Here is a 23,988-nt window from a genome sequence, read left to right on the forward strand (position 1 = left end):
AGATCAGAAACAGTCACCGAGGAGGCAGGTCATGTCGGGTACGGCGGAACGCAGGTTGGATCGGCGACGGTTCCTCGGGCTGAGCGCGGCCGCGGTGGGCGCGGTGGCGTTCGCCTCCGCCTGCGGCGACGGGGGTGCGCAGGCGGGCGGCGCGAAGGCGTCCGGAGACGTCGCGCTGCCGACGTACAAGCCGTTCGGCGGGCTGACGCCGGAGCTGCCGGGCGCCGAGTCCGGGCTCGAACCGGGCTTCCTGAAGTTCCCGGAGAACGCGATCGCCAGCGTCCAGTCGCCGCCGCTCAAGAGCGCGGTGACCGCGCTCACCGAGACGTTCGCGACGCCGCCGCCCCCGATGGGCAGTAACCCGATGTGGCAGGCGCTGAACCGCGCGCTCGGCGGCGAACTGAAGCTCACCATCGGCACCGACCCGGGCTACCCGGAGAAGTTCGCCACCCTGCTGGCCGGCGACTCGCTGCCGGACCTGATGTGGCTGCCGCCGAACCAGGGCATCCCGAACGTCGGGCCGATGCTGGAGGCGAAGTTCCAGGACCTGACCAAGTACCTGTCCGGTGACGCCGTGCTGGAGTACCCGAACCTGGCCGCGCTGAAGCCGGCCTCGTGGCGGACCGCGGTCGTGAACGGCAAGATCTGGGGCGCCCCGATCCCGTCGACGCCGTTCGGCCAGGTGATGATGGGCAACCCGAAGACCTGGGCGAAGGTCGGCGGTCTGCAGTGCACGAGCGCCGAGGAGTTCTTCGGCAAGTGCAAGGAGCTGACCAGCGGCACCAACTACGCGCTCGAGCCCGCGATCGTGAACATGCTGCACATGTTCGGCGAGTGGTTCGGCGCCCCGAACGGCTGGCGGGTCAACTCCGACCGGTCGCTGACCCACCTGTACGAGACCGACAACTACAAGGCCGCCGTCGAGTACGCCGCCAAGCTGTGGGCCGCGAAGGTCTTCTACCCCGACCTCAACCTGGCCGACGCGACGCCGAAGACCGTGAACGGCCAGATCGCCGCCCAGGTCACCGTCGGCCCGCGCGCGACCTCGGACTTCCGGGCGCTCGACCCGACGCTGTTCGTCGACACGCTGATCCCGTTCGGCCACGACGGCAAGGCCAAGCCGGTCTACGACATGGGCTACGGCACGGTCGGGTTCACGCCGTTCAAGAAGACCGACGAGGGCCGGATCCGCGAGCTGCTGGCGCTGGTCAACTACCTGTCGGCGCCGTTCGGCACCAAGGAGTTCCTGCAGAAGAACTTCGGTACGGCCGGCGAGCAGTACCAGCTCGACGCGCAGAAGAACCCGGTGCTGACCAAGGCCGGGACGCAGCAGGCGCCGGGTCTGGTCAGCGCGCTGCAGATCATGACCGCGCCGGAGAGCGTGATCTTCAACCCGGCGTACCCGGACGACACTCGCAAGATCCATGCCACGGAACAGCAGCTGCTGAAGTTCGCGATGCGCAACCCGACCGCCGGGACCTACTCCGACACCAGCAGCAAGGTCGGGCCGAAGCTGACCGAGGCGTTCCGGGACACGATCGTCGACATCGTCACCGGGCGGCAGAAGATCGGCGCGTACGACGAGGCGCTGAAGCGCTGGAAGTCCGGTGGCGGTGACAAGATGCGCGGCGAGTTCGAGGCCGTGCTGCCGGCCGGCGTACCGGTCACGGGGTCCTGATGCGGCGGTCGGACAACCTGCCGTTCGCCGTCCGCTGGCGCCGCGACTGGCAGATGGTGCTGCTGATGGTTCCGGGCGTGCTGTTCCTGCTGGTGTTCTTCTACCTGCCGGTGATCGGCAACGTGGTCGCCTTCCAGGACTTCCAGCCGTACCTCGGGATCATGCACAGCGAGTGGAACGGCGTACAGAACTTCGTCAACCTGTACGCCAACCCCGACTTCTGGGACGCGCTGCGCAACACCCTGATCCTCGCGCTGGCCCAGCTGGTGCTGTTCTTCCCGGTGCCGCTGGCGCTCGCGCTGATCGTCGACTCGCTGGTCAGCAACCGGATCCGGCGCGCCTTCCAGACCGTTGCCTACCTCCCGCACTTCCTGTCCTGGGTGCTGGTGATCGCGCTGTTCCAGCAGTCGCTCGGTGGCGCCGGGTTCGTCAACAACCTGCTCCGGCAGGCCGGGCTCGACCCGATCCCGTTCATGACGAACCCGGACACCTTCCCGCTGCTCGTCGTCGCGCAGCTGGTCTGGAAGGACGCGGGCTGGGCGATGATCATCTTCCTGGCCGCGCTGACCAGCGTCGACGTCGCCCTGTACGAGGCCGCGGCCGCGGACGGCGCTGGGCGCTGGCGGCGGCTGTGGCACATCACGCTGCCGTCGATGCGGACCGTCATCGTGCTGCTGCTGATCCTGCGGATCGGTGACGTGCTGAGCGTCGGTTTCGAGCAGTTCATCCTGCAGCGCGACTCGGTCGGACCGGGCGCCGCGGAAGTGCTCGACACCTTCACGTACTACGCCGGAGTGGTCGGTGGCGACTGGAGCAGCGGTGCCGCGGCCGGTCTGGCCAAGGGCGTGATCAGCGCATTGCTGCTCTGGGGTGCGAACACGATCGCGCACCGGCTCGGCGAGCCGGGCATCTTCCAGAAACGAGGAGCCGAATGAGCGCGCGCCCGATCTGGAAGGAGCGGCCGTCGCCGCTGTACCAGTCGGTGAAGACGCTGGTCCTGGGCGGGTTCGCGGTCGCGATCATCGTGCCGATCATGGTGGTGATCTCGACCTCGCTGGCCAGCGACCAGGACATCATCGACGCCGGCGGGTACGTGCTCTGGCCGGCGCACCCGACGGTGAAGGCGTACGAGACGCTGTTCAGCGGCGGCCTGATGGCGCGCGCGATCGGGGTCAGCCTGTTCGTCACGATCGTCGGTACGGCGGTCGCGCTGGCGACCACGATCGCGCTCGCCTACGCGACCTCGCGGCCGGTGCTGTTCGGCCGGCCGGTGCTGCTGATGGTGCTGTTCACGCTGCTGTTCGCGCCCGGCATCATCCCGATGTTCCTGGTGGTCAAGCAGCTCGGGCTGATCGACAGCCTGTGGTCGCTGATCCTGCCCGGCGCGCTCGGGGCGTTCAACTTCATCGTGCTGCGGACGTTCTTCATGAACGTGCCCGGCGAGCTGCTGGAGAGCGCCCGGATCGACGGCGCCAGCGACTTCACCATCCTGCGCAAGGTGGTGATGCCGCTGTCGAAGGCGGTGATCGCGGTGGTCGGGCTGTTCTACGCGGTCGGCTTCTGGAACGCCTTCTTCAACGCGCTGCTCTACCTCAACGACACCTCGAAGTGGCCGGTCCAGGTGATCCTGCGGACCTACGTGCTGCAGGGCAAGTCGCTGTCGGCCGACCAGCTCGGCGTCGAACCGCTGCCGCAGCCGCAGTCGCTGCAGATGGCGGTCGTCGTGGTCGCGCTGGTCCCGATCGCGATGGTCTACCCGTTCCTGCAGCGACACTTCACCAAGGGTGTGATCACGGGTGCGGTGAAGGGCTAGGAGACAATGTCCTTCATGTCCGACCGACCGACTTTGCGGACCGTCGCGGCCGAGGCCGGGGTCTCGATCGCGACCGTCTCGTACGTACTGTCCGGGCACGAGCGGGGCCGGACCATCTCGGCGACCACGGCCGACCGGGTCCGCGACGTCGCGACCCGGCTCGGCTACCGGCGCAACGACGCGGCTCGGGCGATCCGGACCGGCAAGTCCGACCTGGTGCTGCTCTCGCTGACCGTGCTCGCCGACCCGTGGTCGCAGGCGGTCGCGGCGACCGTCAACGAGCGCGTCACACCGCTCGGCAAGACCGCGCTGATCGTCGCCGACGGCGACTGGCGGACCCTGCTGGCCAACCGGACCCCGGACGTGATCTTCATCGACAACGTCGACCCCGAGCCCGAGGTGGTCGCCGAGCTGGAACGGTTCGCCGACCGCGGCGTCCAGATCGTCGCGTTCAGCGAGGTGCTCGAGCCGCGCGGCTTCGACGTGATCCGCTCCGGCGCCGAGCCGACCTGCCACCTCGCGATGGAGCACCTGCTCCAGCGGCACACCCGGATCGGCGCGCTCACCTCCGAGAACCACCGGCTGACCCGCTTCCGCGCGTACGTCGAAGGCCTGGCGGCCGCCGGGCTCCCCTACCGAGAGGACGACGTCGTGGTCTTCGAGCGACACCCCGAGAGCGCCTACCGGGCCGCGATGTCCCTGCTCACCAAGGACGACCGGCCGACCGCCCTGTTCTGTACGACGGACTTCGCGGCGATCGCCGCGGTCCGCGCCGCGCACCGGCTGCGGCTCGACGTACCGGGGGACGTCGCGGTGATCGGCGTCGGCAACACCCCCGACGGCGAGCACCTCGACCCGTCGCTGTCCACGGTCGGGCCGGTCGGCTTCAACGAGGCGCTGGCCGACATCCTGGTCGGCCGGCTGACCGACCGGGAAGGGGCCCCGGGCAAGGTGTTCGACTTCCCCTGGCAGCTGATCGTCCGGGAGTCGACCCGATGAGCCGGCCGAACGTCGTCCTGATCTGCGTCGACGAGTGGCGCGGCGACGCGCTGTCCTGCGCCGGCCACCCGTACGTCGAGACGCCGCACCTGGACGAGCTGGCCCGGTCCGGCGTGCGCTTCAGCAACGGGTACTCGGCGACGCCCACGTGTGTGCCTGCGCGGGTCGCGTTGTTCACCGGGCAGTCGCAGGAGGCGCACGGCCGGGTCGGGTACCAGGAGGGCGTGCCGTTCGAGGCCGCGCACTCGGTGACCGTGCAGGGCGAGTTCAAGAAGGCCGGGTACCACACGCAGGCGATCGGGAAGATGCACGTCTGGCCCGAGCGGGCGCGGCTCGGCTTCGACGACGTCGTCCTGCACGACGGGTTCCTGCACTACGCGCGGCGGACGCAGCGACGCGACTTCGGGTTCTTCGACGACTACGTGCCCTGGCTGCGGCGCCAGCCCGGGGTGAGCCCTGACGCGGACTACTTCGACCACGGGGTGAACTGCAACTCGGTCGTCGCCCGGCCGTGGGACAAGGCCGAGGAGCTGCACCCGACGCACTGGATCGGGACCCAGGCCGTCGAGTGGATGTACCGGCGGGACCCGACCAAGCCGTTCTTCCTGTACCTGTCGTTCCACCGGCCGCACCCGCCGTACGACCCGCCGCGCTGGGCGTTCGAGCAGTACGACGCGCTGCCGGCGTACCAGCAGGTGCTCGGGGACTGGGAGAGCGACTGGGACGAGTTCCGGCAGGACGGGGACTACCAGGCCGCGATCGGTGAGCTGCCGAACCGGGTCGTGCACCGGGCCCGCGCCGGGTACTACGGGCTGATGGCGCAGATCGACCTGCAGGTGAACCGGATCCGGGAGTCGCTGGCGGAGTTCGGGCTGCTGGAGGACACGGTGATCGCCTTCACCTCCGACCACGGCGAGATGATGGGCGACCACCGGATGTTCCGGAAATCGGTGCCGTACGAGGGGTCGGCGAAGGTGCCGTTCATCGTTGCTGGTTCTCGGTCGGATGCGTCCGCTGTGCGGGGTGCCGTGGTGGATCAGGTGGTCGAGCTGCGGGACGTGATGCCTACGCTGCTGGATCTCGCGGGGTTGCCGATTCCGGAGTCGGTGGACGGGAAGTCGCTGGCGGGGTTCGTGCGGGGTGAGGCTCCGGAGGTGCGGGAGTGGCTGCACGGGGAGCACGTGTACTGGGATCAGTCGCTGCAGTGGGTGACTGATGGCCGGGTGAAGTACGTGTGGGGGTCGGCGAAGGGGGTTGAGCAGCTGTTCGATCTGGTCGCTGATCCGGGGGAGCTGCACAACCTGGTCGGTGAGGCGCCGGAGCTGCGGGCGTTGTGGCGGGGGCGGTTGATCCAGGATCTGACGGGCCGCGAGGAGGGGTTCGTGGAGGACGGGGAGCTGGTGACCGGGCGGCCGGTGACGACGATCTTGGAGCACACGCGGCGGCTCATTGAGGCTTCGGGAGACGTGGATCGATGATCAAACTGGTCAGCCTGACCAGCTCCACCTTTCTGCCGACCACTTGAACCTCCGCCAGCATTCCGTCGGGGCGGACGGTGCTCGCAAACAACGTGTCGTCCCCGCGCCGCCCGACTCGGATCTCCCTGCCGTCCTTCAGGAGCACCTCGCAGGAGCTGAAGACGACCGGCTCGTCGTACATCGAGCATCGGGTGGGGTCATCGACCGGGCTCCATCCGTAGGCAGGCATTCCGGTCCCGGGAAGAACAACGCGAAGAGCGGCGGTGCCACCCCCTCTCCAGGTGATCACGTTGGTTTGTGAGCCGGTGGCGAACGCCCCCCGCACGTGAGGCTGCCATTCGGCGCCAGGGTCCATGTAGGCCTTCAGCATCCACACGTACCGCGTTGTGACGTCCATGGTCGGAAGGTTCTCGGGGAGTTTGACCTGGATCGTTGAGTCGAGCCCTGCGGCCGGTGCATCAAGCTGTGCGGTCATCACCCGGAATCCCGTGAAGACGATCGCGGCGGCCATCGTCAACGTCACAGCGGCGGTGGCGAGCCAGCGGTGACGGATGCGGCGGCGGCCGGCGGTGATCAGGGTGTCGGGGTCGAAGCCGAGGTGGTTGGTGCGGTCGGCGCTGGCGGCGAGGCGGGTGATCAGGTCTTCGTCGTTCATCAGCATTCCTCCGGCAGCAACGCGGGGGACAGGTGGGCTCGGAGGTTGTTGAGGGCCTTGGCGCTCTGGCTCTTGACCGTGCTGGCGGTGACCTGCAGGTCGGCGGCGACGTCCTCGATGGGGAGGCCCATCCAGTAGCGCAGGACCACGATGCGGCGTTGTTTCGGGGCCAGTCGGGCCAGGGCGGCGACCAGTTCGTCGCGGTCCTCGAGGGCGAAGTCCGGGGGCTCGACGACCTCGGGCAGTTCGGCCGTACTGCGTTCGCGGCGCCAGGCGCGGCGGCTGGAGTCGATGGAGGCGTTCACCAGGATCCGGCGGACGTAGGCGTCCTCGCTGCCGGAGCGCTGGACGCGCGGCCAGGCGACGTACAGCTTGGTGAGCGCGGTCTGGACCAGATCCTCGGCGGCGTGCAGGTCGCCGCAGAGCAGGTAGGCGGCGCCGAGCAGGCGGGACTGTCTGGTCAGCACGAACTCGGTGAACTCGCGGTCGCGGCGTTCGCCCATCGGGGGTCCCGTTCTGGCGGCGGTCGGTGGTCAAGCCTAGATACGGATCGGGTCGCCGTCAGGACGCCTCGGTGTCGGTTGCGCATGGGTGCGGGGTTCCTGGGTAACCTGGCGGGCGCCGCCTGCCCGGCGGCCGATCCGATAGGAGACGATGTCCCCCGTGACCTCACGTGACGCCCAGGACGCGCAGGCCCGGCCGGCTCCGTCGGAGACCGATCCGGCCGTCGCGGGCCTGACGGTCGGTCTGGGTGGCCCGTCCGGGCGGTTCGCCCGGTTGAGCTCGTCGTGGTGGACGCCGCTGCGGATCGCGCTGGCGGTCTGCACGATCACCTTCGCGCTCGGGGTGCTGCAGAAGGCGCCGTGCATGGAGAAGGGCTGGGACCGGCAGGACTGGCGGCCGTTCAAGGCGCTCTGCTACTCCGACATCGGCTACCTGTACCAGGAGCGCGGTTTCGCCGAGGGCAACCGGCCGTTCCTGGACACCGGGAACTACCCGGTCCTGGAGTACCCGGTGCTGACCGGTGGCTTCATGGAGGTCGCGGCGCAGATCACCTGGCTGTTCACCGGCGACCCGAAGCACGACGTCACGGTCGAGCAGAAGCGCGACACCGCCGGGGTGTTCTTCGTGGTGAACATCGCGCTGCTGTTCGTCTGCGCGCTGCTGCTGGTCGGCCTGACCGTCGCGACCGCTCGCGGGGTCGCGTCGCGTCCGGGTGCGGCTCGGGGGCAGCCGCTGGACGCCCTGTACGTCGCGGCGGCGCCGGTGCTCGCGCTGACCTCGACGATCAACTGGGACCTGTTCGCCGTCGTACTGACCGCTGGGGCGATGTGGGCCTGGTCGCGGGGGAAGCCGATCTGGTTCGGCGTCCTGCTCGGTCTCGGGACGGCGGCCAAGTTCTACCCGTTCCTGCTGCTCGGCCCGTTGCTGATCGTCTGTCTGCGCGGCCGCAAGCTCTGGCCGTGGTTCCAGGCGACGGTCGCCGCGGTGGTCGCGTGGGGTCTGGTGAACGCGCCGATCTACCTGCTGGCCAAGAACGAGTGGATGTCGTTCTGGGTCTTCAACGACGAACGCGCGAGCGACTACGGCTCGATCTGGTACGTGCTGAAGCTGGCCAACCACGAGGTCGCCGACGTCAACAAGCTGAACATCGTGATCTTCGCCGGGCTGTGCCTGTCGATCGCGATCCTCGGCCTGATGGCGCCGAAGCCGCCACGGTTCGCGCAGCTGGCGTTCCTGGTGGTGGCGGCGTTCCTGCTGATCAACAAGGTGTACTCACCGCAGTACGTGCTCTGGCTGCTGCCGCTGGTCGCCCTGGCCCGGCCGAAGCTCAGGGACTGGCTGATCTGGCAGGCCTGCGAGTGCTTCTACTGGATGATGGTCTGGCTGCACCTGGCCCAGTTCCTGGCGCCTGGTACGCCGGACGCACCGGACAAGATCTACTGGTTCTCCGTCGTACTGCGGATGGCCGGCACGCTCTACCTGATGCTGGTCGTCTCCCGCGACATCCTGCTCCCGGAGAAGGACCCGGTCCGTCAGGGTGACCTGGTCGACGACCCGGGCGACGGCGTCGAGTCCGACCTGCCGCCGCGCGAGCGCGTCCCGGTCTAGGCGGCCGCTACTGGCTCAGAGCGCTCACAGTGCTCTGAGCCAGCAGTTCGTACGCCGCCGGGTGCTCGGGCAGGAACAGGTAGGGCTCGATCAGTTCGAGCTCCATCAGGAGGAAGCGGCCGTTGGCGACGATGCCGTCGACGCGGGCGTATGGCGTACCGGTCGCGCGGGCGGCGGTCAGGGCGTCGGTCGCGCCGTCGAGCACGACGGCCGGCGGGTCGGTGAGCTCGACGGTGCCGCCGAAGTCGTTCTGGACCCGGTAGTCGCCGGCCTTGGGCCGCTTCACGACCGCGTGCGAGAAGACGCCGCCGAAGAACATCAGCGACCACTCGCCGGCGGTCTGGATCTCCGGCTGGAACGGCTGGACCAGGTAGACCGTGTCGGGCAGGTCGTCCATCGCGCGGCTGAGCTCGTCGGAGCCGGCGACGCCGCGGACGGTGTGCGTCGCGCTCGCGCTCACGGTCGGCTTGATCACCACCTCCTGGCCGGACAGGCCGCCGACGACCTCGCGCAGGCAGGCCCCGGCCGCGACCTGCGACGGGACGATCGCGACACCGCGTTCGCGCAGCTCGAGCAGGTAGGACTTGTCGGCGTTCCAGCGGACCACGTTCGAGTCGTTGAGGACCCGGACGCCGGCCTTGTCGAGCTGGGCCAGCCACTCGGTGAACTCCAGGAACCGGGTGTGGTAGTCCCAGACCGAGCGCAGCAGCACGGCGTCGTACGCCGACCAGTCGACCGACGGGTCGGTCCAGAGCTCGACGCCGGGCTCGAGGCCGGCGGAGCGCAGCGCGGTGACGAGCGGCAGGTCGTGCTCGTGCAGGTCCGGGTGCTCGGCGGAGGTCGCGAGAGCGATACGCACGGTCACGGTGGTGCCTTTCGGGTGCAGCCTTCGAGGCTCCGTGGCTACGGCGCCCGGATCAGTGTCCGAGCGGCACGGCCAGAAATCAACCTGGTTGGTGCTGCCGGATGACTACGGAGTGTAGTTGCAGTGATGACGATCAACAAGGCCGCGAGGTGGATCAGACCTTGGCGGACGTCATGGCCGGCGCTGGCGTAGGCGAGGTAGGCGGCGATCGGTACGGCGACCCATTCCGGGCGGGCTGCGAGCACCGCCAGGGCGATCAGGGGAAGGCCGTACCAGGGGTACGTCGGGGTGGCGAGCAGCAGCGCCGCGCCGTACAGCCAGCAGGCGGTGACGGCGGTCGGGCCGCGGCGAAGGGCCAGCAGCCCGAGTGCGGCGGCGATGACTACGGCGACCAGTTGGCGGGGCTCAGGAGGCAGTACCAGCGCGAGAATCGCGTACCGGGTGCTGCCGTCGGAGAAGCCCTCCTGGCGCAGGTAACCGGGGAGGAAACCGATCACGAGGGTGCCGGCGACCGCGAGGTGCGGGAGGTAGCCGGCCAAGAAGGTGCCTAGGGCAATGAATTTCGGGCGGAGGCGCGGGATCGCGGGGAGCAGCAGGAGCGGGAGGAGCTTGACGGCGCCGGCCGCGCCGAGCAGGACGCCGGCGAGCCAGGCGCGGCGGCGGGTGAGCGCCGCGATGATCAGGAGCGCGGCGAGGACGTCGACGTGGGCCGAGCTGCCGGCTTCGAGGGCGACGATCGGTGACCAACCCCACAGGGCTGCCCAGCGTGGATCGCGGTCGCGGCGCTTCAGCTCTACGGCGAGTAGCCAGGTGAGTGCGACGGCGATCGCCGCCGCGGCGAACTGGAGACCGAAAGTGCCCGCTGACCACGGGGTGAGCAGCGCGACGACGGTGAAGTAGGCCTGGGCGACGGGTGGGTAGATGGTCGGGACCTGTGGGCGGTTGATCCGGGTGCGCGGGTCGTCGTCGAAGGGGGCGTCGGCGCGGGGTGGGCCGGTGATCCCCGTGCGGTCGGCGGGGGTGAGGCCGGGGAAGAGGACCGGGTCGCGGAGCTCGGCGAGGGCGTCGTCGAGCGGGACGTGCGTGTACGGCGAGGAGCCGGAGAGCTGGACGCGGCCGTCCCAGACGTAGCGGTAGGCGTCGGTGCTGGTGATCGGCGCGTGGGTGAGGGCGGGGACCTGGCACAGGGCGGCGCCGGCGACCAGGAGCAAGGTGGACTTGGTGCCGCCTCGCCAGATCAGTACGAGCAGCAGGGCGGTGCTGCCGATCAGGACGGCGTTCGGGTGCCAGTCGTGGACGGCGGTGACGATCACCGCCGTACTGCAGCAGACGGAGAGGAGGAGCTCGACCCGCCACAACCTCTCAAGTACCGGCCACCGGTCGAGGGTCGGTCCTTGGCTCGGTTGACACCTACCGCGTGGCTTCATGAGGCCCGGAAGGTGAGGAAGGCCCGGTGCGGTGTTCTCCAGTCCTCGGTGGGGTGGAGGCCGGCGGTCTGGGCGTGGCGGAGGACGGCGCGGGTGCCCAGGCGGGCCCAGGGGAGCGGGTGGGAGCGGCGGCCGGTGGTGGTGCGGAGGACGATCGGCTGGGTGTCGTCGAGGTCGTCGTCGGGGTCCACCTCGACCAGTACGACGCCGTCGGGGCGGATCAGCTCGGCGCAGCGCCGCAGCAAGGCCTCCGGGCGGCCGCCGATGCCGATGTTGCCGTCCATCAGCAGCACACTGCCCCAGCGCCCCTCACCCGGAAGCGCCGACTCGACCGGCCGGAGCAGCGCTGGTGCGCCGCGCTTCGTCGTCAGCCGGACAGCTTGCTCGGAGATGTCCACGCCCAGCGCCGCAATACCCTGCTCCGCAAGGGCCGTCACGATCCGCCCCGGCCCGCAGCCGATGTCCAGCACCGGCCCCTCGCAGCGGCTGAGCGCCAGCAGGTCGGTCTCGTCGGCCGGTGCGCTCCAGCGGTCCATCTCGCTGAGTGAAGGCACCATCCGCCCGTCAGTGCCGGTGGCAACGACCTCTACTCCGTCCAGCGCCCGCTCGAACAGCAGCGCCGGGTGGGCCGACGTCTGCAGCCTCCGGTGCAGCCGCGACACCCGCAGCTCCGGGTACGCCGCAGCGATCACCGCTGCATCCACCGGAGTGTCCATGTCCCGCAGCGTCGGCAGCACCTTCACGCTGTAGCCCAGCGCCTGCAGCCGCGTCAGCTGGTCGCGCCCGGTGTGATCAGTCGACATCGGTACGCCGACCAGCGCCCAGCGGTCAGGTGTGCGCAGCCCGAGACACCAGTAGCCGCCATCCTCGGTCAGCCCGAGTACGGCGTCGTGGCCATCCCAGTCAGCGCTCAACAGCTCAGGGGTCAGCTGCGGCGTGTCCATCCCGACCAGCAGCATCGGCGTCCCGTCGTACGCGTCCTCGAACGCGCCTGCCAGCCGCTCGTCGAGCCCGTCGCCCCGCTGCGGCACCACCGCGAAGTGATCAGGCAGCCACGACCCGGGCTCGCCGTCGAGCGCTACGACGTACCGGTCGGCCGGTGTCGCGCTCACAGCGGCCAGGGTGTCGGAGAGCGAGGCCCGGGCGAGTGCCGCCGCCTCCTGCGGTGTGAACTCGGACTGCAGCCGCGTCTTAACCTTGCCGGGCTGCGGCTCCTTGGCGATCACGATCAGCGTGGTCACCGGGCCAGCACCTTCGACATGTCCTTGACCGCGCGCGCCGCGCCGAGCGGCGTACCGGTGACCTTGGAGCGTCCCGAGCGGGGCAGGTAGTCCACGTCGACCTCCGCTATCCGCCAGCCGGCGTCGGCTGCCTTCACCACCGTCTCCAGCGGGTAGCCGGACCGCCGGTCGACCAGTCCCAGCTCCAGCAGGGCCTCCCGACGAGCAGCCCGCATCGGCCCGAGGTCGTGCAGCTGTACGCCGGTACGCCGCCGGATGCGTCGCGACAGCTCCGCGTTGGCCAGCCGCAGGTGCCACGGCCAGACCTGTCGCGAGACCGGCCGCCGCCGCCCGACCATCAGGTCGATCCGCCCGGACAGCACGGGTGCGGTGACCCTGACCAGCTGCCGCGGATCCAGTGAGGCGTCGGCGTCGAGGAACGCCACCACGTCGGCCTTGGCAGCCTCCAGCCCGGCGTGGCAGGCCGCGCCGTACCCGCGCTGCGCCGAGTGCACCACGGTGGCGCCCAGCTGCGCGGCCAGCTCGGCCGAGCCGTCGGTGGAGCCGTTGTCCACGACAACGGCCCGGACGCCGTCCGGCAGCCGCCCGAGCACCCAGGGGAGCGCGGCGGCTTCGTTCAGGCAGGGCAGGATCAGGTCGACCTCGGCAACGGACACATCTCGACCGTAGGGAGATTTGTCACTCCTGCGGGGCGCCGAGCGCCTACAGCTCCCTTACGGCTCCACGTCCTCGGCCGCGGACCACCTAGGCTCACTACCGTGGCTACTCGTGTGCTCGTGGTGGACGACGACCCGACCGTCTCGAACGTCGTCTCGGCGTACCTGACCAAGGCCGGGTACGACGCCCGCGTGGTCGCCGACGGCGTGACGGCGGTCGAGGTGTGGCAGCAGTGGAAGCCGTCGGTGGTGGTGCTGGACGTGATGCTGCCCGGGCTGTCCGGTCTCGAGGTGCTGCGCCGCCAGCGTGCCGCCGACGACGGCGCGGCGGTGATCATGCTGTCGGCCCGCGGCGAGGAGGAGGACCGCCTGGTCGGGCTGGAGTTCGGCGCCGACGACTACGTGGTGAAGCCGTTCAGCCCGCGCGAGCTGATCCTGCGCGTGCAGGCGATGCTGCGCCGCGAGGAGCGGCTGGCCGGGCTCGACCTGACGCCGACCAAGCTGCACTCGGGGCCGGTGGTCATCGACACCGCGGCCCGGATCGCGACGCTGGACGGCGCCGAGCTGGCGCTGACGCACCGTGAGTTCGACCTGCTGGCGTTCCTGGTCGCGCACCCGGGCAAGGCCTACACGAAGGTCGAACTGCTGCGCCGGGTCTGGGGCTGGGACTTCGGCGACTCCTCGACGGTGACCGTGCACATCCGGCGGCTGCGCGAGAAGATCGAGGCCGATCCCTCGGACCCGAAGCTGGTGCTGACCGTGCCGCGGACCGGCTACCGCTTCGCCGGTGACGCGCAATGAACCGCGACCAGGCGATGATCCTGGCGCTGACCGCGCTGTGGACACTGGTTGTCGGCGCGATCGGCGCGCTGGTGCTGTGGCAGTTCCGGCGGCGCTCGCTGCGGGTCACGATCATCGTGGTCGCGCTCGCTCCGCTGGCGGCCGCACTGGCCGCGGTCGGGCAGAGCGTGCGGGCGATGTTCATCTCCACGCACGACTCGCTGGTGGTGCTCTGGACGCTCGCGTTCTCCGGGCTGCTCGGCCTGGCGATGGCGGTGGTGCTCGCGCACTGGATCAGCACCGGCTCTCGCGACGTCGGGCGTCGCCTGCGACACCTCGGTACGTCGTACGAGGCAGTGGGCGTTGCTGCGAACGGCAACGTGCCGGCGGAGCTTGCTGAGCTGACCCACGAGCTGGAGTCGACCAGGGCTCGGCTGGCGGCCTCCCGGGAGCGGGAGCGCGCGCTGGAGTCCAGCAGGCGTGAGCTGGTCGCCTTCATGTCCCACGACCTCCGTACGCCGCTGGCCGGGCTGCGGGCGCTGTCGGAAGGGCTGGAGGACGGGGTCATCGAGGACGTGCCCGGAGCGCTGAAGCAGATGCAGACGACGGTGGACCGGATGACCGGGCTGGTGGACGACCTGTTCGAGCTGTCCCGGCTGTCGACTGCACCGCCGCCGCGGCGGCGTACTGCGGTCAGCCTGCGGGAGCTGGCCGAGGACGTGGTGGGAGAGACGTCGGAGCACGCTCGCGTGAACGGAGTGACGGTGGCGGTCAGCGCACCGGACGACGACGACACGCTGGCGGTTCACGGCGACGGGGACGAGCTCACGCGGGCGGTGACGAACCTGGTCGGTAACGCCATTCGCCACACGGCTCCTGGTGGCACGGTGAAGGTGAGCGTCGACCGGGAGGCCGACGGGCGGGTGCGGCTGGCTGTGACCGACGGCTGCGGTGGGATCTCCGACGACGACCTGGAGCGGGTGTTCGACATCGGGTGGCGTGGGGACGAGCAGCGCACGCCGGCGATGGCCGGGAGCAGCAGCGGTGGCGGGCTGGGGCTGGCGATCGCCAAGGGTGTGGTGGAGTCGCACGAAGGGACGATCGGGGTCACCAACGTGCCGGGTGGGTGCGAGTTCAGTATCGATCTGCCGTGAGTTGGCGGATGCCGGTCGCCAGGTCGTAGCTGGGCTTCCAGCCGAGAGCGTCGCGGAGGCGCTGGGAGCTGGCGGTGATGTGGCGGACGTCGCCGAGGCGGTACTGGCCGGTGACGATCGGCGCTGGGCCGTTGAGGGCTGTGGACAGTTCGGTGGCGAGGTCGGCGATGGTGTGGACCGTGCCGCTGCCGACGTTGTACGCCGTGAACGCGGGTGCGTCCTGGGCGCTGGTGGCAGCTGTGGTGACCGCGGTGGCGATGTCGTGGACGTGGACGAAGTCGCGGCGCTGGGCGCCGTCCTCGTAGACGCGCGGGGCCTCGCCGCGGGTGATGGCCGAGCGGAAGAGGGACGCGACGCCGGCGTACGGGGTGTTGTGGGGCATGCCGGGGCCGTAGACGTTGTGGAAGCGCAGCGCGGTGACGCGGCCGCCGGTCTCGCGGGCCCAGGTCGCGGCGAGGTGCTCGCCGTTGAGCTTGGTGGCGGCGTAGGTGTTGCGCGGGTCGGTCGGTGCGGTCTCGTCGACGAGGCCGGGCCGGAGCTGGTCGCCGCAGATCGGGCACGGCGGCTCGAAGCGGCCGGCGTCGAGGTCCTCGGTCCGGCGCGGGCCGGGGGCGACGTGGCCGTGGCGGTCGCACTCGTAGCGGCCCTCGCCGTACACGACCATCGAGCTGGCGTAGACGAGGTTGCGGACGTTCGCCGCAGCCAGCTGCTTGAGCAGGATCGCGGTGCCGAGGCTGTTGCTGGAGACGTAGTCGTCGATGTCGTCCAGGTGGACGCCGAGGCCGACCTTGGCGGCGAGGTGGATGACGGTGTCGACGCCGCGCAGCGCCGCGGCGACGGCGTCCGGGTCGCGGATGTCGCCGATCGTCAGATCGAGGTCCGGCGGTGTGCTGTGGACATCTGGCCGGAGGGAGTCGAAGACGACCGGGTCGTGGCCTTCGCTGAGCAGCTGGGCGCGGACGTGCTGCCCGATGAAGCCGGCGCCGCCGGTGAGCAGGACCTTCACCGGACCAGCTCCGCGGCGATGCCGTCGAGCGAGTGGTGGCAGCTGCAGTCGCCGGTGGGCAGGTCGGCGATGACGGTGGTGATGAGGGCTTTCAGGCGCTCGATGCTGCGGCCGAAGACCTCGAACACCTCGGCCTGGGTGACGCCCTCGCCGGCGACGATGCCGGCGTCGTGGTCGGTGACGACGGCGATCGAGGTGTAGCAGAGCGCGAGCTCGCGGGCGATGGAGGCTTCCGGAGCGCCGGTCATGCCGACCAGAGACCAGCCTTGGGCGGCGTGCCACTGAGATTCCGCCCGGGTGGAGAAGCGGGGACCGTTGATGACGACAAGAGTTCCACCACTGACGATTGAGTTGTCCACAGCAACGATCTGTTGACGGGTGGTGGGGCAGTAAGGGTCGGCGGCTGAGGTGTGGACGGGAGCGTCGTACACCGTGTGCTCGCGGCCCCACGTGCGGTCGACGTACTGATCCGGGACGACGATCGTGCCGGGCGTCAGCTCGGGGCGCAGCGAGCCGACGGCGCAGGGGCCGAGGACGGTGCGGACGCCGAGCTCGCGCAGCGCCCACAGGTTGGCGCGGTAGTTGACCTTGTGCGGTGGGAAGCGGTGGTCGGCGCCGTGGCGGGGGATGAAGGCGACCTCGCGGCCGTTGACCTCGCCGACGACCGGCGGCTCGCTGGGTGGGCCGAAGGGCGTCTCGACCGGCACCGGACGCGCGTCAGCCAGGAACGAGTAGAAGCCGGAACCACCGATCACACCGATCTCTGCCATGCGTTCGAACCTAAGGGCACCGCAGCAGCCATGGGCCGAAGAGCGGGGGATCGTCAGCGGCCCGTAAGAATGGGTCTGTGGAGCTCTCCGGTGTGCTGCTGCCGGTCGGCGCTGCTGTGCTGCTGATAGTGATCCTCTACGGCAGCTGGACAGCCGGCCGGCTCGATCGGTTGCACCACCGAGTCGCGACCGCACGGGCACGGCTGGAGACAGAGCTGGCCCGCAGGTCCGCGCTGGTCGCCGAGCTGGCCGGTAGTGGCGTGCTGGATCCTGCTTCGTCGCTGCTGTTGCTGGACGCTGCGCATCGGGCGCGGACCGCGCCGGAGGCCGAGCGGGAGCAGCGGGAGTCTGCGCTGACCCGTGCGATCGCAGCCACCGGCACTGACGTGCAGCCGTGGGCAGGGGAACTGGCGGCCGCCGTACGGCGGGTGCAGCTGGCTCGGCGGTTCCACAACGACATCGTGGTGTCGACGCGGGACCTGCGGACGCGGCGGCTGGTCACCTGGTTCCGGCTCGCCGGGCACGCGCCGATGCCCGCGACGATCGAGCTGGAGGACGGTAGTTGACCGACTTCGCGGAGCAAGCCGAGCGCTACCGGCACGAGCTGCGGGTGCACTGCTACCGGATGCTCGGCTCGTACGACGACGCCGAGGACCTGGTCCAGGAGACCTACCTGCGGGCCTGGCGGGCCCGCGCGAGCTTCGAGGGCCGCTCCACCTTGCGGGCCTGGCTTTACAAGATCGCGACCAATGCCTGCCTCGACACCGTACGGCGGCCGCGCGTACTGCCGTACCAGCTGCAGCCGCCGGGCGGTGATCAGCAGGATGCCCGCCACGACCTGCCCTGGCTGCAGCCGTTCCCGGATCTGCTGCTCGACCGGGCGGAGGAGCCGGACGCCCAGGTGATCCGGCGCGAGACGATCGAGCTGGCGTTCCTCACCGCGATCCAGCAGCTCCCGCCGAAGCAGCGGGCGGTGCTGATCTTTCGGGACGTGCTGGGCTGGTCGGCCAAGGAGACGGCGGACGTGCTGGACCTGTCGGTCGCCGCTGCGAACTCGGCGCTCCAGCGAGCCCGGCCGGTGTTGCGGGAGCGCCTGCCGGCCAGGCGAGCGGAGTGGTCGGCGGAGGCTTCGGCTGATGAGCAGGCGCTGGTGGCGAAGTACATGGCGGCGTACGAAGCCGGAGACGCTGCAGGGCTGGCCGCGTTGATGCACGAGGACGTGCGGGTGACGATGCCGCCTTACCCGTTCTGGTACAGCGGGCGGGCGACCGCCGAGGAGGTGTTCGCGGCGAACTTCGAACCAGGTGGGCAGGCCAACCGGGGTGCCTGGCGGTTTGTTGCTGTGGGCGTCAATCGGCAGCCGGCGGTAGCCGCGTATCTGCAGGCGGCGGGTGCGGATGCGTTCCAACCATTCGCAGTGATCGTGTTCCGGGTCGAGTACGGGCTGGTGGCCGAGATGACTGCGTTTGAAGGCGTCGACTTCACAACATTGGGTCTGCCGGACTACTTGGCATCCGCGTAGCACTCGACGATCGCCGTCCCGAACGGGAAGCGGGTCGGCGTCGCGCCGAAGCAGAGCGTGCCCGCGAGATCTCCGGCGGCCTGGATCGCGGCGGCGACCTGCTCGGCCTCGTCGGCGGGGCAGTGCACGATCACCTCGTCGTGCTGGAAGAAGACCAGCTCGGCCTTGAGGCTCGCGATTGACTGCCGCAGCGCGGCCATCATCAGCACCGCCCAGTCGGCCGCGCTGCCCTGGACGACGAAGTTGCGGGTGAACCGGCCGCGGGCGCGGGCCTGGCGGCCGTCGACCTGGAGATCCTCGGCGGGCGGGCCCTCCAGCTGCGCGGCGTCGAGCTGGGAGCCGGACGGCGGGCAGGTCCGGCCGAGCCAGGTGCGGACCAGGCGGCCCTCCTCGCCCGCGCGGGCCGCGTCGTCGACGTACTGGACGGCCTTCGGGAACCGCTTGCGCAGGTCGGCGAGGTTCTTCAGTCCGTCGCCGGAGGTCTGGCCGTAGATGGCGCCGAGGACGGCGATCTTGGCCTTGTCGCGGTTACCGGCGAACGCCTTGTCCGAGACGGCTTTGTAGAGGTCGGCGGCGTCGCCCGCGACCTGCATGAACGCCTCGTCGCGGGAGATCGCGGCGAGGATGCGTGGTTCGAGCTGCGAGGCGTCGGCGACGACCAGACGCCAGCCCGGATCGGCGACCACCGCGCGGCGGATCACCTTCGGGATCTGCAGACCACCACCGCCGTTGGTGACCCAGCGGCCCGAGACCGTACCGCCCGGGACGAAGCCGGGGCGGAAGCGTCCGTCGTGGACCCAGTCGTGCAACCAGGTCCAGCCGTTCGCGGTGTAGATCCGGTAGAGCTTCTTGTACTCGATCAGCGGCTCGACGGCCGGGTGGTCGATGGTCTGCAGCTCCCAGCGCCGCGTGGTGCTCAGCTGGTACCCGGCTTGTTTGAACGCCTTCAGTACGTCGGCCGGCAGGTCCGGCCGGACGCGGCGGCCGAACGCCGCTGAGACCTGCTCGGCCAGCTCGGTCAGGCGCCGCGGCTCGCCGCCGCCCGCGTACCGCTCGCCGAGGAGCTCGGTGAGGAGGGCGCGGTGGTCGTCGGCGCTCCAGGGCAGTCCGGCCCGGTCCATCTCGGTGGCGATCAGCCAGCCGGAGGACTCCGAGGCGGTGAGCAGGCGCATGCGGTCCGGGTGCTCGGTGTCGCGGTGGCGGCGGAGCTGGTCGGCGTACACGCGCAGGAGGGCTTCGAAGGGGAGGGACTCGGTCTCCAGGTCGAAGAGCGAGGACTGCTCGCCACCTGGTTCGGTGGCGCGCATCGGGGGGTCGGCGGGGACCGGCTGGTTGGTGAGGCGCGCCCAGGCCGCTGCTGCCGAGCGAGGCTCGCCGAGCCTGCCCGCATGACCGAGCAGGAGGCCTTCTGCGGTCTCGATGTCGTAGCAACGCTCGACTCGTACGCCCGCGGCCAGGAGACGTGGATAGATCTCGGAGGTGGAGCGCCAGACCCAGCGAGTGACCTGCGGACGGGAGGCGACGGCGGTGGCGAGGTCGGGCTCGTGGACGATCTCGCCGGCCGGTTGGCCGTCCGGATGCAGGGCGACGAGCGTCGCGCCGCCGCCTTCTTCCGGGGCAATCGCCCACCGCTCGTCCACGGAGAGATCCTCGCACCCGCCACCGACAGTCCGATGGTCCCGCTGCGATCAGGCCAGTGCTGGCAGACTGGACTCATGTGGCGGGGGATGGATTTGGACCCGGGGGACGGGAACCGGACCGAGCAGGTCGAGGCGCTGGTGCTGCGGCGGATCGAGCGGGGGGACCTGTCGATCGGGTCGCGGCTGCCGTCGGAGCGGGTGCTGGCCGAGCGGCTCGGGGTGAGCCGGGTGACGGTGGTCAGGGCGCTCGACCAGTTGCGGGCGGACGGCGTACTGGAGACTCGGCGGGGGTCGGGGACGCATGTGCGGCCGCTGGACCGGCTGCTCGACCCGATCGCTCCGGTGTCGACGGTGACGCCGGGGGACCAGCCGGTGCTGGACCTGCGGTTCGCGACAACTGCGGCACCGCATGATGTGGCTGAGGTGGCGGCGCAGATCGTGGCGGAGGGGTTGCCGCAGGCGATGGGCGGGGACGGGCCGCCGCCTGGTGGGTCGCTGGAGCTGCGGACCGCGCTGGCTGAGCGGCTGACGCTGGAGGGCGTTCCGACCGAGCCGGGGCAGCTGACGCTGACGGTGGGAGCCGCAGCCGGGCTGAACGCGGCGCTGGCTGGGCTGGACGTCGGGCCGGGGGTGGCGATCACCGAGACTCCGACGTACCCGGCTGCGTTCGACCTGCTGCGCAACCATCGGCTGGACGTCGTCGGCTGGCCCGCTGGGGTCTGGGACACCGATCAGCTCGCGCACCTCTGCCGGCGGCACAAGCCGAAGGTCATCTACCTGCAGGCCGACAACCACAACCCGACGGGGCTCAGCCTGCCTGCGGACCGGCGTACGGCGGTGGTGGAGATCGCCCGGCGGTACGGGGCCGCGCTGATCAGTGACGAGACCATGCGGCCGCTCTGGCTGGCCAGCGGGAAGCAGGCCGATCCGCTGAGCCGGTACCCGCGCACGGTGAGCGTCGGCTCGCTCAGCAAGACGGTGTGGGGAGGGCTGCGGGTTGGCTGGGTCAGGACCGGGCGGCAGTTGCGCCGGAAGATCAACACCTCGGCGCAGCTGAGTGTGACGTCCCCCAGTGCGCTGGACGACCTGCTGGCGCTGGCGATCCTCGGCAGGCTCGACCGGGTCATCTCACGGCGCAAGACCCGGCTCCGGGCCAACCTGGCGGCGCTGGAGACTGGGCTGAAGGGTGTGCCCGGAGTGGCCTGGGCGACGCCGACCGGTGGTATGACGCTGTGGCTGGAGCTGACCGAGGTCCGCTCCCGCAAGGTGCTGGAGGCCGCGCGCGAGCAGGGGTTGTTGCTGGGGGCAGGTGACCTGTTCACCCCGGACGGGACCGACCGGCGGCACCTGCGGATCCCGTTCACCGCGCCGCCCGCGACGCTGCGGCTGGTGGTGGCTCGGCTGACGGCCGCGTTGGCTCAGTCCAGTTGATCCGAGGTGGACTGATCGTTGGGGTGGCCGGCGGCCTAGGCTGATCGGCGTACCCCAGCTCATCAGGAGGACCCGGAAGTGACCGAGAACACCGAACCGCAGACCGGCACCGTCAAGGTCAAGCGGGACATGGCGGAGATGCTCAAGGGCGGCGTGATCATGGACGTCGTCACGGCCGAGCAGGCCAAGATCGCCGAGGACGCCGGTGCGGTCGCGGTGATGGCGCTGGAGCGGGTCCCGGCCGACATCCGGGCCCAGGGTGGCGTCTCCCGGATGAGCGACCCGGACATGATCGACTCGATCATCGGCGCGGTCTCGATCCCGGTGATGGCCAAGGCCCGGATCGGTCACTTCGTCGAGGCCCAGGTGCTGCAGAGCCTCGGCGTCGACTACATCGACGAGTCCGAGGTGCTCACCCCGGCCGACTACGCCAACCACATCGACAAGTGGCAGTTCACGGTGCCGTTCGTCTGCGGCGCGACCAACCTCGGCGAGGCGCTGCGCCGGATCACCGAGGGCGCGGCGATGATCCGCTCCAAGGGCGAGGCCGGTACCGGTGACGTGTCCAACGCGACCACCCACATGCGCCAGATCCGCCAGGAGCTGCGCCGGCTGCAGAACCTGCCCGAGGACGAGCTGTACGTCGCCGCCAAGGAGCTGCAGGCGCCGTACGACCTGGTCAAGGAGGTCGCCACCCTCGGCAAGCTCCCGGTGGTGCTGTTCACCGCCGGCGGCATCGCCACCCCCGCCGACGCCGCGATGATGATGCAGCTCGGCGCCGAGGGCGTCTTCGTCGGCTCCGGCATCTTCAAGTCCGGCAACCCGGCCCAGCGCGCCGAGGCGATCGTCAAGGCCACCACCTTCCACGACGACCCCGACGTGATCGCCAAGGTCTCCCGCGGCCTCGGCGAGGCGATGGTCGGCATCAACGTCGACGAGATCCCCGAGCCGCACCGGCTGGCCGAGCGCGGCTGGTAAAGCATTTCTGGCCCCGTGGAGCTCGGTGCTCCACGGGGCCTTCTTGCTCATCCCGCCAACGAGGCCTTGGCCTGGCGGGTGGGCTCGTCGGCGAGGATCTCGGTCAGGTCCGCCTCGAGGCCGTCGAGGGCGGTGCGGATCACGTCGGCGGGGTCGTTCTTCGGTACGTCGTACCCGGCCATCATGTCGGTGTCGGTCGCGGCCAGCAGGAGGCCGCTGACCAGCGTTCCCTGGGCGGCGAGCTCGTAGCGGATGCTGTTGGTCAGGCTGAGCTGGGCGGCTTTCGCGGCGGCGTACGCGCCGGCCTCGGGCATGCTGACCAGGGACAGCACCGACAGGACGTTGAGTACGGCGCCGCCGCCGTTGGTGCCGAGCACCGGCGCGAAGCCGCGGACCATGCCGAGGGTGCCGAAGAAGTGGGTTTCCAGCTGACGGCGGATCTCGTCGAGGTCGCCGCTGATCAGGTTGTCGGTGCCGCCGATGCCGGCGTTGTTGATCAGGAGATCGACGTCGGGTGCCTGGGCGACGGCTGCGGCTACCGCGGCCGGGGCGGTGATGTCGAGGCGGATCTTCTCGACGCCGGGCAGGTCGATCGCGTCAGGGTTGCGGGCGGCCGCGTAGACCTTCTTGGCGCCGCGGGCCAGCAGTTCCTGGGCGAAATGGCGGCCGAGGCCGCGGTTGGCTCCGGTGACGAAGGCGGTGGTTCCGGACAGCTTCACAGGGGTTTGCTCCAGTGGTGTGTTGATTGACTGAGACCACCGTAGGAAGCAGCCGCCGCTACACCCGATGCTTGATTGGCGCACATCAATAGCCGTTTGTCGCAGTCGGCTAGGTTTGCTGACATGGATCTGTTGGCAGACGCGCTGGCCGTGGGCGGCGTCCGAGGAGCACTGGGCGCCCGCGTCGAGGGGGCCGACCCGTGGGGTGTGTTCTGGGACCCGGTCGACCGGGCGGTCATCTACGTCGTCACCGCGGGCACGGCCTGGCTGGATGTTGCTGGGCATGACCCGCTGCAGCTGATGCCAGGTGACGTCGTACTGCTGCCGACCGGCGCGAGTCACGTGGTCAGCAGTACGCCGGGCATGGCGGCGCCGGCCTGCAGCTACCTGGTGCCTGCCGACGCGAGTGAGAGCGGTGCGGTGCTGCGGCTGGGTGCCGGGGAGGTGCGGACGCATCTGCTCGGGGCGTCGTACGAGTACGACCCCGCGGTGTCGACGCCGGTGCTCGGTGCGCTGCCTGCTGTGGTGCACCTGCCGGGCGACCACAGCGGCACCTGCCTGGACGACACCATCCGGCTGCTGGCGCGGGAGCTGGCTCAGCCGCAGATGGGGACCGCGATCGTGCTGGACCGGCTGATCGACATCCTGCTCATCCAGCTACTGCGGGTCTGGCTGGCCACGCATCCCGAGGAGGCCAAGCAGTCCTGGCTGGGCGTTCTCGACGACCCGCTGCTCAGTGCGGCGCTCACCAGGATCCACAGCGAGCCGGCGAAGCCCTGGACAACGGCACAGCTGGCGGACGAGCTGTCGGTGTCGCGGGCAACGCTGTCGCGCCGCTTCCAGGCGCGCACCGGCCAGAGCCCGGGGGCGTACCTGACGAACTGGCGAATGGACGTCGCCGCCAGCCGGCTGCGCGAGTCCGACGACACGCTGGAGACCATCGCCCGCTCGGTGGGCTACACGTCGGTGTACGCGTTCAGCCGCGCCTTCACCCGGGCGCGCTCGCAGGCGCCTGGGCGCTACCGGAGTGCTGTACGACGTACGGCTGCCGCAGTCGGCTAGCG

General features: G+C 70.3%; 23 protein-coding genes. 13 read left to right on the plus strand and 10 right to left on the minus strand.

What is annotated here, in order from left to right; genetic code table 11:
- The first annotated feature begins 31 nt into the window (after positions 1-31).
- From AB0M01_RS12320 to AB0M01_RS12340, 5 genes are read left to right on the plus strand one after another with little or no spacing between them, the layout of a single operon-like run.
- Positions 32-1,678, plus strand: coding sequence for a sugar ABC transporter substrate-binding protein (locus AB0M01_RS12320; protein WP_363668480.1), 1,647 nt, complete (start codon positions 32-34; stop codon positions 1,676-1,678).
- Complete coding sequence (locus AB0M01_RS12325; protein ID WP_363668482.1) at positions 1,678-2,613, plus strand: ABC transporter permease subunit; 936 nt, start codon at positions 1,678-1,680, stop codon at positions 2,611-2,613. The genes AB0M01_RS12320 and AB0M01_RS12325 overlap by 1 nt, the downstream gene beginning before the upstream one ends.
- Positions 2,610-3,491, plus strand: a complete 882-nt coding sequence (locus tag AB0M01_RS12330) for a carbohydrate ABC transporter permease (protein ID WP_363668484.1) — start codon at positions 2,610-2,612, stop codon at positions 3,489-3,491. Before AB0M01_RS12325 ends, AB0M01_RS12330 begins: the two co-directional genes overlap by 4 nt.
- 15 nt (positions 3,492-3,506) lie before the next feature.
- Positions 3,507-4,490 carry a LacI family DNA-binding transcriptional regulator gene (locus AB0M01_RS12335; RefSeq protein WP_363668486.1) on the plus strand — a complete coding sequence of 328 codons (984 nt, stop codon included), beginning with the start codon at positions 3,507-3,509 and terminating at the stop codon, positions 4,488-4,490.
- Positions 4,487-5,968, plus strand: coding sequence for an arylsulfatase (locus AB0M01_RS12340; RefSeq protein WP_363668488.1), 1,482 nt, complete (start codon positions 4,487-4,489; stop codon positions 5,966-5,968). Before AB0M01_RS12335 ends, AB0M01_RS12340 begins: the two co-directional genes overlap by 4 nt.
- Here AB0M01_RS12340 and AB0M01_RS12345 read toward each other — a convergent pair.
- Positions 5,937-6,623: a hypothetical protein gene (locus AB0M01_RS12345; RefSeq protein WP_363668490.1), complete on the minus strand. Its 687-nt coding sequence runs from the start codon at positions 6,621-6,623 to the stop codon at positions 5,937-5,939. The genes AB0M01_RS12340 and AB0M01_RS12345 overlap by 32 nt on opposite strands.
- Entirely contained in the window at positions 6,623-7,126 is a 504-nt protein-coding gene (locus AB0M01_RS12350; protein ID WP_363668492.1) for a SigE family RNA polymerase sigma factor, read from the minus strand. Before AB0M01_RS12350 ends, AB0M01_RS12345 begins: the two co-directional genes overlap by 1 nt.
- Positions 7,127-7,277: 151 nt before the next feature.
- On the opposite strand from AB0M01_RS12350, the gene AB0M01_RS12355 reads away from it, so the two are divergent.
- Positions 7,278-8,735, plus strand: coding sequence for a glycosyltransferase 87 family protein (locus tag AB0M01_RS12355; RefSeq protein ID WP_363668494.1), 1,458 nt, complete (start codon positions 7,278-7,280; stop codon positions 8,733-8,735).
- Positions 8,736-8,742: 7 nt separating this feature from the next.
- On the opposite strand, the gene AB0M01_RS12360 is transcribed toward AB0M01_RS12355, so the two are convergent.
- The 4 genes from AB0M01_RS12360 to AB0M01_RS12375 all read right to left on the minus strand — a co-directional run bounded on the left by AB0M01_RS12360 (position 8,743) and on the right by AB0M01_RS12375 (position 12,924).
- Positions 8,743-9,600, minus strand: coding sequence for a hypothetical protein (locus AB0M01_RS12360; RefSeq protein ID WP_363668496.1), 858 nt, complete (start codon positions 9,598-9,600; stop codon positions 8,743-8,745).
- Positions 9,601-9,638: 38 nt separating this feature from the next.
- A complete protein-coding gene (locus AB0M01_RS12365) occupies positions 9,639-10,913 on the minus strand; it encodes a glycosyltransferase 87 family protein (RefSeq protein WP_363668498.1) in 1,275 nt (424 codons plus the stop codon).
- A 110-nt stretch (positions 10,914-11,023) separates the two neighbouring features.
- Positions 11,024-12,268, minus strand: coding sequence for a DUF2064 domain-containing protein (locus tag AB0M01_RS12370; protein WP_363668500.1), 1,245 nt, complete (start codon positions 12,266-12,268; stop codon positions 11,024-11,026).
- Positions 12,265-12,924, minus strand: a complete 660-nt coding sequence (locus AB0M01_RS12375) for a glycosyltransferase family 2 protein (protein ID WP_363668502.1) — start codon at positions 12,922-12,924, stop codon at positions 12,265-12,267. Before AB0M01_RS12375 ends, AB0M01_RS12370 begins: the two co-directional genes overlap by 4 nt.
- Before the next feature lie 102 nt (positions 12,925-13,026).
- On the opposite strand from AB0M01_RS12375, the gene AB0M01_RS12380 reads away from it, so the two are divergent.
- Together AB0M01_RS12380 and AB0M01_RS12385 are read left to right on the plus strand one after the other, a co-directional pair.
- The gene (locus AB0M01_RS12380; protein ID WP_363668504.1) at positions 13,027-13,725 is read left to right on the plus strand and encodes a response regulator transcription factor; all 699 of its coding nucleotides are present in this window, start codon (positions 13,027-13,029) and stop codon (positions 13,723-13,725) included.
- The gene (locus AB0M01_RS12385; protein WP_363668506.1) at positions 13,722-14,858 is read left to right on the plus strand and encodes a HAMP domain-containing sensor histidine kinase; all 1,137 of its coding nucleotides are present in this window, start codon (positions 13,722-13,724) and stop codon (positions 14,856-14,858) included. The genes AB0M01_RS12380 and AB0M01_RS12385 overlap by 4 nt, the downstream gene beginning before the upstream one ends.
- On the opposite strand, the gene AB0M01_RS12390 is transcribed toward AB0M01_RS12385, so the two are convergent.
- Together AB0M01_RS12390 and AB0M01_RS12395 are read right to left on the minus strand one after the other, a co-directional pair.
- Positions 14,839-15,864, minus strand: coding sequence for an NAD-dependent epimerase/dehydratase family protein (locus tag AB0M01_RS12390; RefSeq protein ID WP_363668508.1), 1,026 nt, complete (start codon positions 15,862-15,864; stop codon positions 14,839-14,841). The two genes, AB0M01_RS12385 and AB0M01_RS12390, sit on opposite strands and share 20 nt — an antisense overlap.
- Positions 15,861-16,634 (minus strand): S-methyl-5'-thioadenosine phosphorylase, encoded by a 774-nt coding sequence (locus AB0M01_RS12395; protein WP_363668510.1) that lies wholly within the window; start codon positions 16,632-16,634, stop codon positions 15,861-15,863. The genes AB0M01_RS12390 and AB0M01_RS12395 overlap by 4 nt, the downstream gene beginning before the upstream one ends.
- Positions 16,635-16,711: 77 nt before the next feature.
- Here AB0M01_RS12395 and AB0M01_RS12400 point away from each other — a divergent pair, with 77 nt between their 5' ends.
- Together AB0M01_RS12400 and AB0M01_RS12405 are read left to right on the plus strand one after the other, a co-directional pair.
- Positions 16,712-17,200: a hypothetical protein gene (locus AB0M01_RS12400; protein ID WP_363668512.1), complete on the plus strand. Its 489-nt coding sequence runs from the start codon at positions 16,712-16,714 to the stop codon at positions 17,198-17,200.
- Positions 17,197-18,156, plus strand: a complete 960-nt coding sequence (locus AB0M01_RS12405; protein WP_363668514.1) for an RNA polymerase subunit sigma-70 — start codon at positions 17,197-17,199, stop codon at positions 18,154-18,156. Before AB0M01_RS12400 ends, AB0M01_RS12405 begins: the two co-directional genes overlap by 4 nt.
- On the opposite strand, the gene AB0M01_RS12410 is transcribed toward AB0M01_RS12405, so the two are convergent.
- The gene (locus AB0M01_RS12410) at positions 18,138-19,796 is read right to left on the minus strand and encodes a bifunctional 3'-5' exonuclease/DNA polymerase (protein WP_363668516.1); all 1,659 of its coding nucleotides are present in this window, start codon (positions 19,794-19,796) and stop codon (positions 18,138-18,140) included. The genes AB0M01_RS12405 and AB0M01_RS12410 overlap by 19 nt on opposite strands.
- Before the next feature lie 87 nt (positions 19,797-19,883).
- On the opposite strand from AB0M01_RS12410, the gene AB0M01_RS12415 reads away from it, so the two are divergent.
- Positions 19,884-21,227: a PLP-dependent aminotransferase family protein gene (locus AB0M01_RS12415; RefSeq protein WP_363668518.1), complete on the plus strand. Its 1,344-nt coding sequence runs from the start codon at positions 19,884-19,886 to the stop codon at positions 21,225-21,227.
- 78 nt (positions 21,228-21,305) lie between these two features.
- Complete coding sequence (gene pdxS / locus AB0M01_RS12420) at positions 21,306-22,205, plus strand: pyridoxal 5'-phosphate synthase lyase subunit PdxS (protein WP_363668520.1); 900 nt, start codon at positions 21,306-21,308, stop codon at positions 22,203-22,205.
- A gap of 47 nt (positions 22,206-22,252) precedes the next feature.
- Here the strand turns inward: pdxS and AB0M01_RS12425 are convergent, their stop codons facing one another.
- On the minus strand, positions 22,253-22,924 hold the full coding sequence (locus AB0M01_RS12425) for an SDR family oxidoreductase (RefSeq protein ID WP_363668522.1): 672 nt from the start codon (positions 22,922-22,924) through the stop codon (positions 22,253-22,255).
- Between the two features lie 123 nt (positions 22,925-23,047).
- Between AB0M01_RS12425 and AB0M01_RS12430 the strand changes: the two genes are divergently transcribed.
- Complete coding sequence (locus AB0M01_RS12430; RefSeq protein WP_363668524.1) at positions 23,048-23,986, plus strand: AraC family transcriptional regulator; 939 nt, start codon at positions 23,048-23,050, stop codon at positions 23,984-23,986.
- The last annotated feature ends 2 nt before the right edge of the window (positions 23,987-23,988 follow it).

This window comes from Kribbella sp. NPDC051770 (genome assembly GCF_040681455.1).
GTDB lineage: Bacteria > Actinomycetota > Actinomycetes > Propionibacteriales > Kribbellaceae > Kribbella.

Excerpts from the sequence above, each read along its gene's own strand:
- AB0M01_RS12320 (WP_363668480.1), top strand. The coding sequence starts at position 32 with ATGTCGGGTACGGCGGAACGCAGGTTGGATCGGCGACGGTTCCTCGGG.
- AB0M01_RS12325 (WP_363668482.1), top strand. The coding sequence starts at position 1,678 with ATGCGGCGGTCGGACAACCTGCCGTTCGCCGTCCGCTGGCGCCGCGAC.
- AB0M01_RS12330 (WP_363668484.1), top strand. The coding sequence starts at position 2,610 with ATGAGCGCGCGCCCGATCTGGAAGGAGCGGCCGTCGCCGCTGTACCAG.
- AB0M01_RS12335 (WP_363668486.1), top strand. The coding sequence starts at position 3,507 with ATGTCCGACCGACCGACTTTGCGGACCGTCGCGGCCGAGGCCGGGGTC.
- AB0M01_RS12340 (WP_363668488.1), top strand. The coding sequence starts at position 4,487 with ATGAGCCGGCCGAACGTCGTCCTGATCTGCGTCGACGAGTGGCGCGGC.
- AB0M01_RS12345 (WP_363668490.1), bottom strand. The coding sequence starts at position 6,623 with ATGAACGACGAAGACCTGATCACCCGCCTCGCCGCCAGCGCCGACCGC.
- AB0M01_RS12350 (WP_363668492.1), bottom strand. The coding sequence starts at position 7,126 with ATGGGCGAACGCCGCGACCGCGAGTTCACCGAGTTCGTGCTGACCAGA.
- AB0M01_RS12355 (WP_363668494.1), top strand. The coding sequence starts at position 7,278 with ATGTCCCCCGTGACCTCACGTGACGCCCAGGACGCGCAGGCCCGGCCG.
- AB0M01_RS12385 (WP_363668506.1), top strand. The coding sequence starts at position 13,722 with ATGAACCGCGACCAGGCGATGATCCTGGCGCTGACCGCGCTGTGGACA.
- AB0M01_RS12395 (WP_363668510.1), bottom strand. The coding sequence starts at position 16,634 with ATGGCAGAGATCGGTGTGATCGGTGGTTCCGGCTTCTACTCGTTCCTG.
- AB0M01_RS12415 (WP_363668518.1), top strand. The coding sequence starts at position 19,884 with ATGGATTTGGACCCGGGGGACGGGAACCGGACCGAGCAGGTCGAGGCG.
- AB0M01_RS12430 (WP_363668524.1), top strand. The coding sequence starts at position 23,048 with ATGGATCTGTTGGCAGACGCGCTGGCCGTGGGCGGCGTCCGAGGAGCA.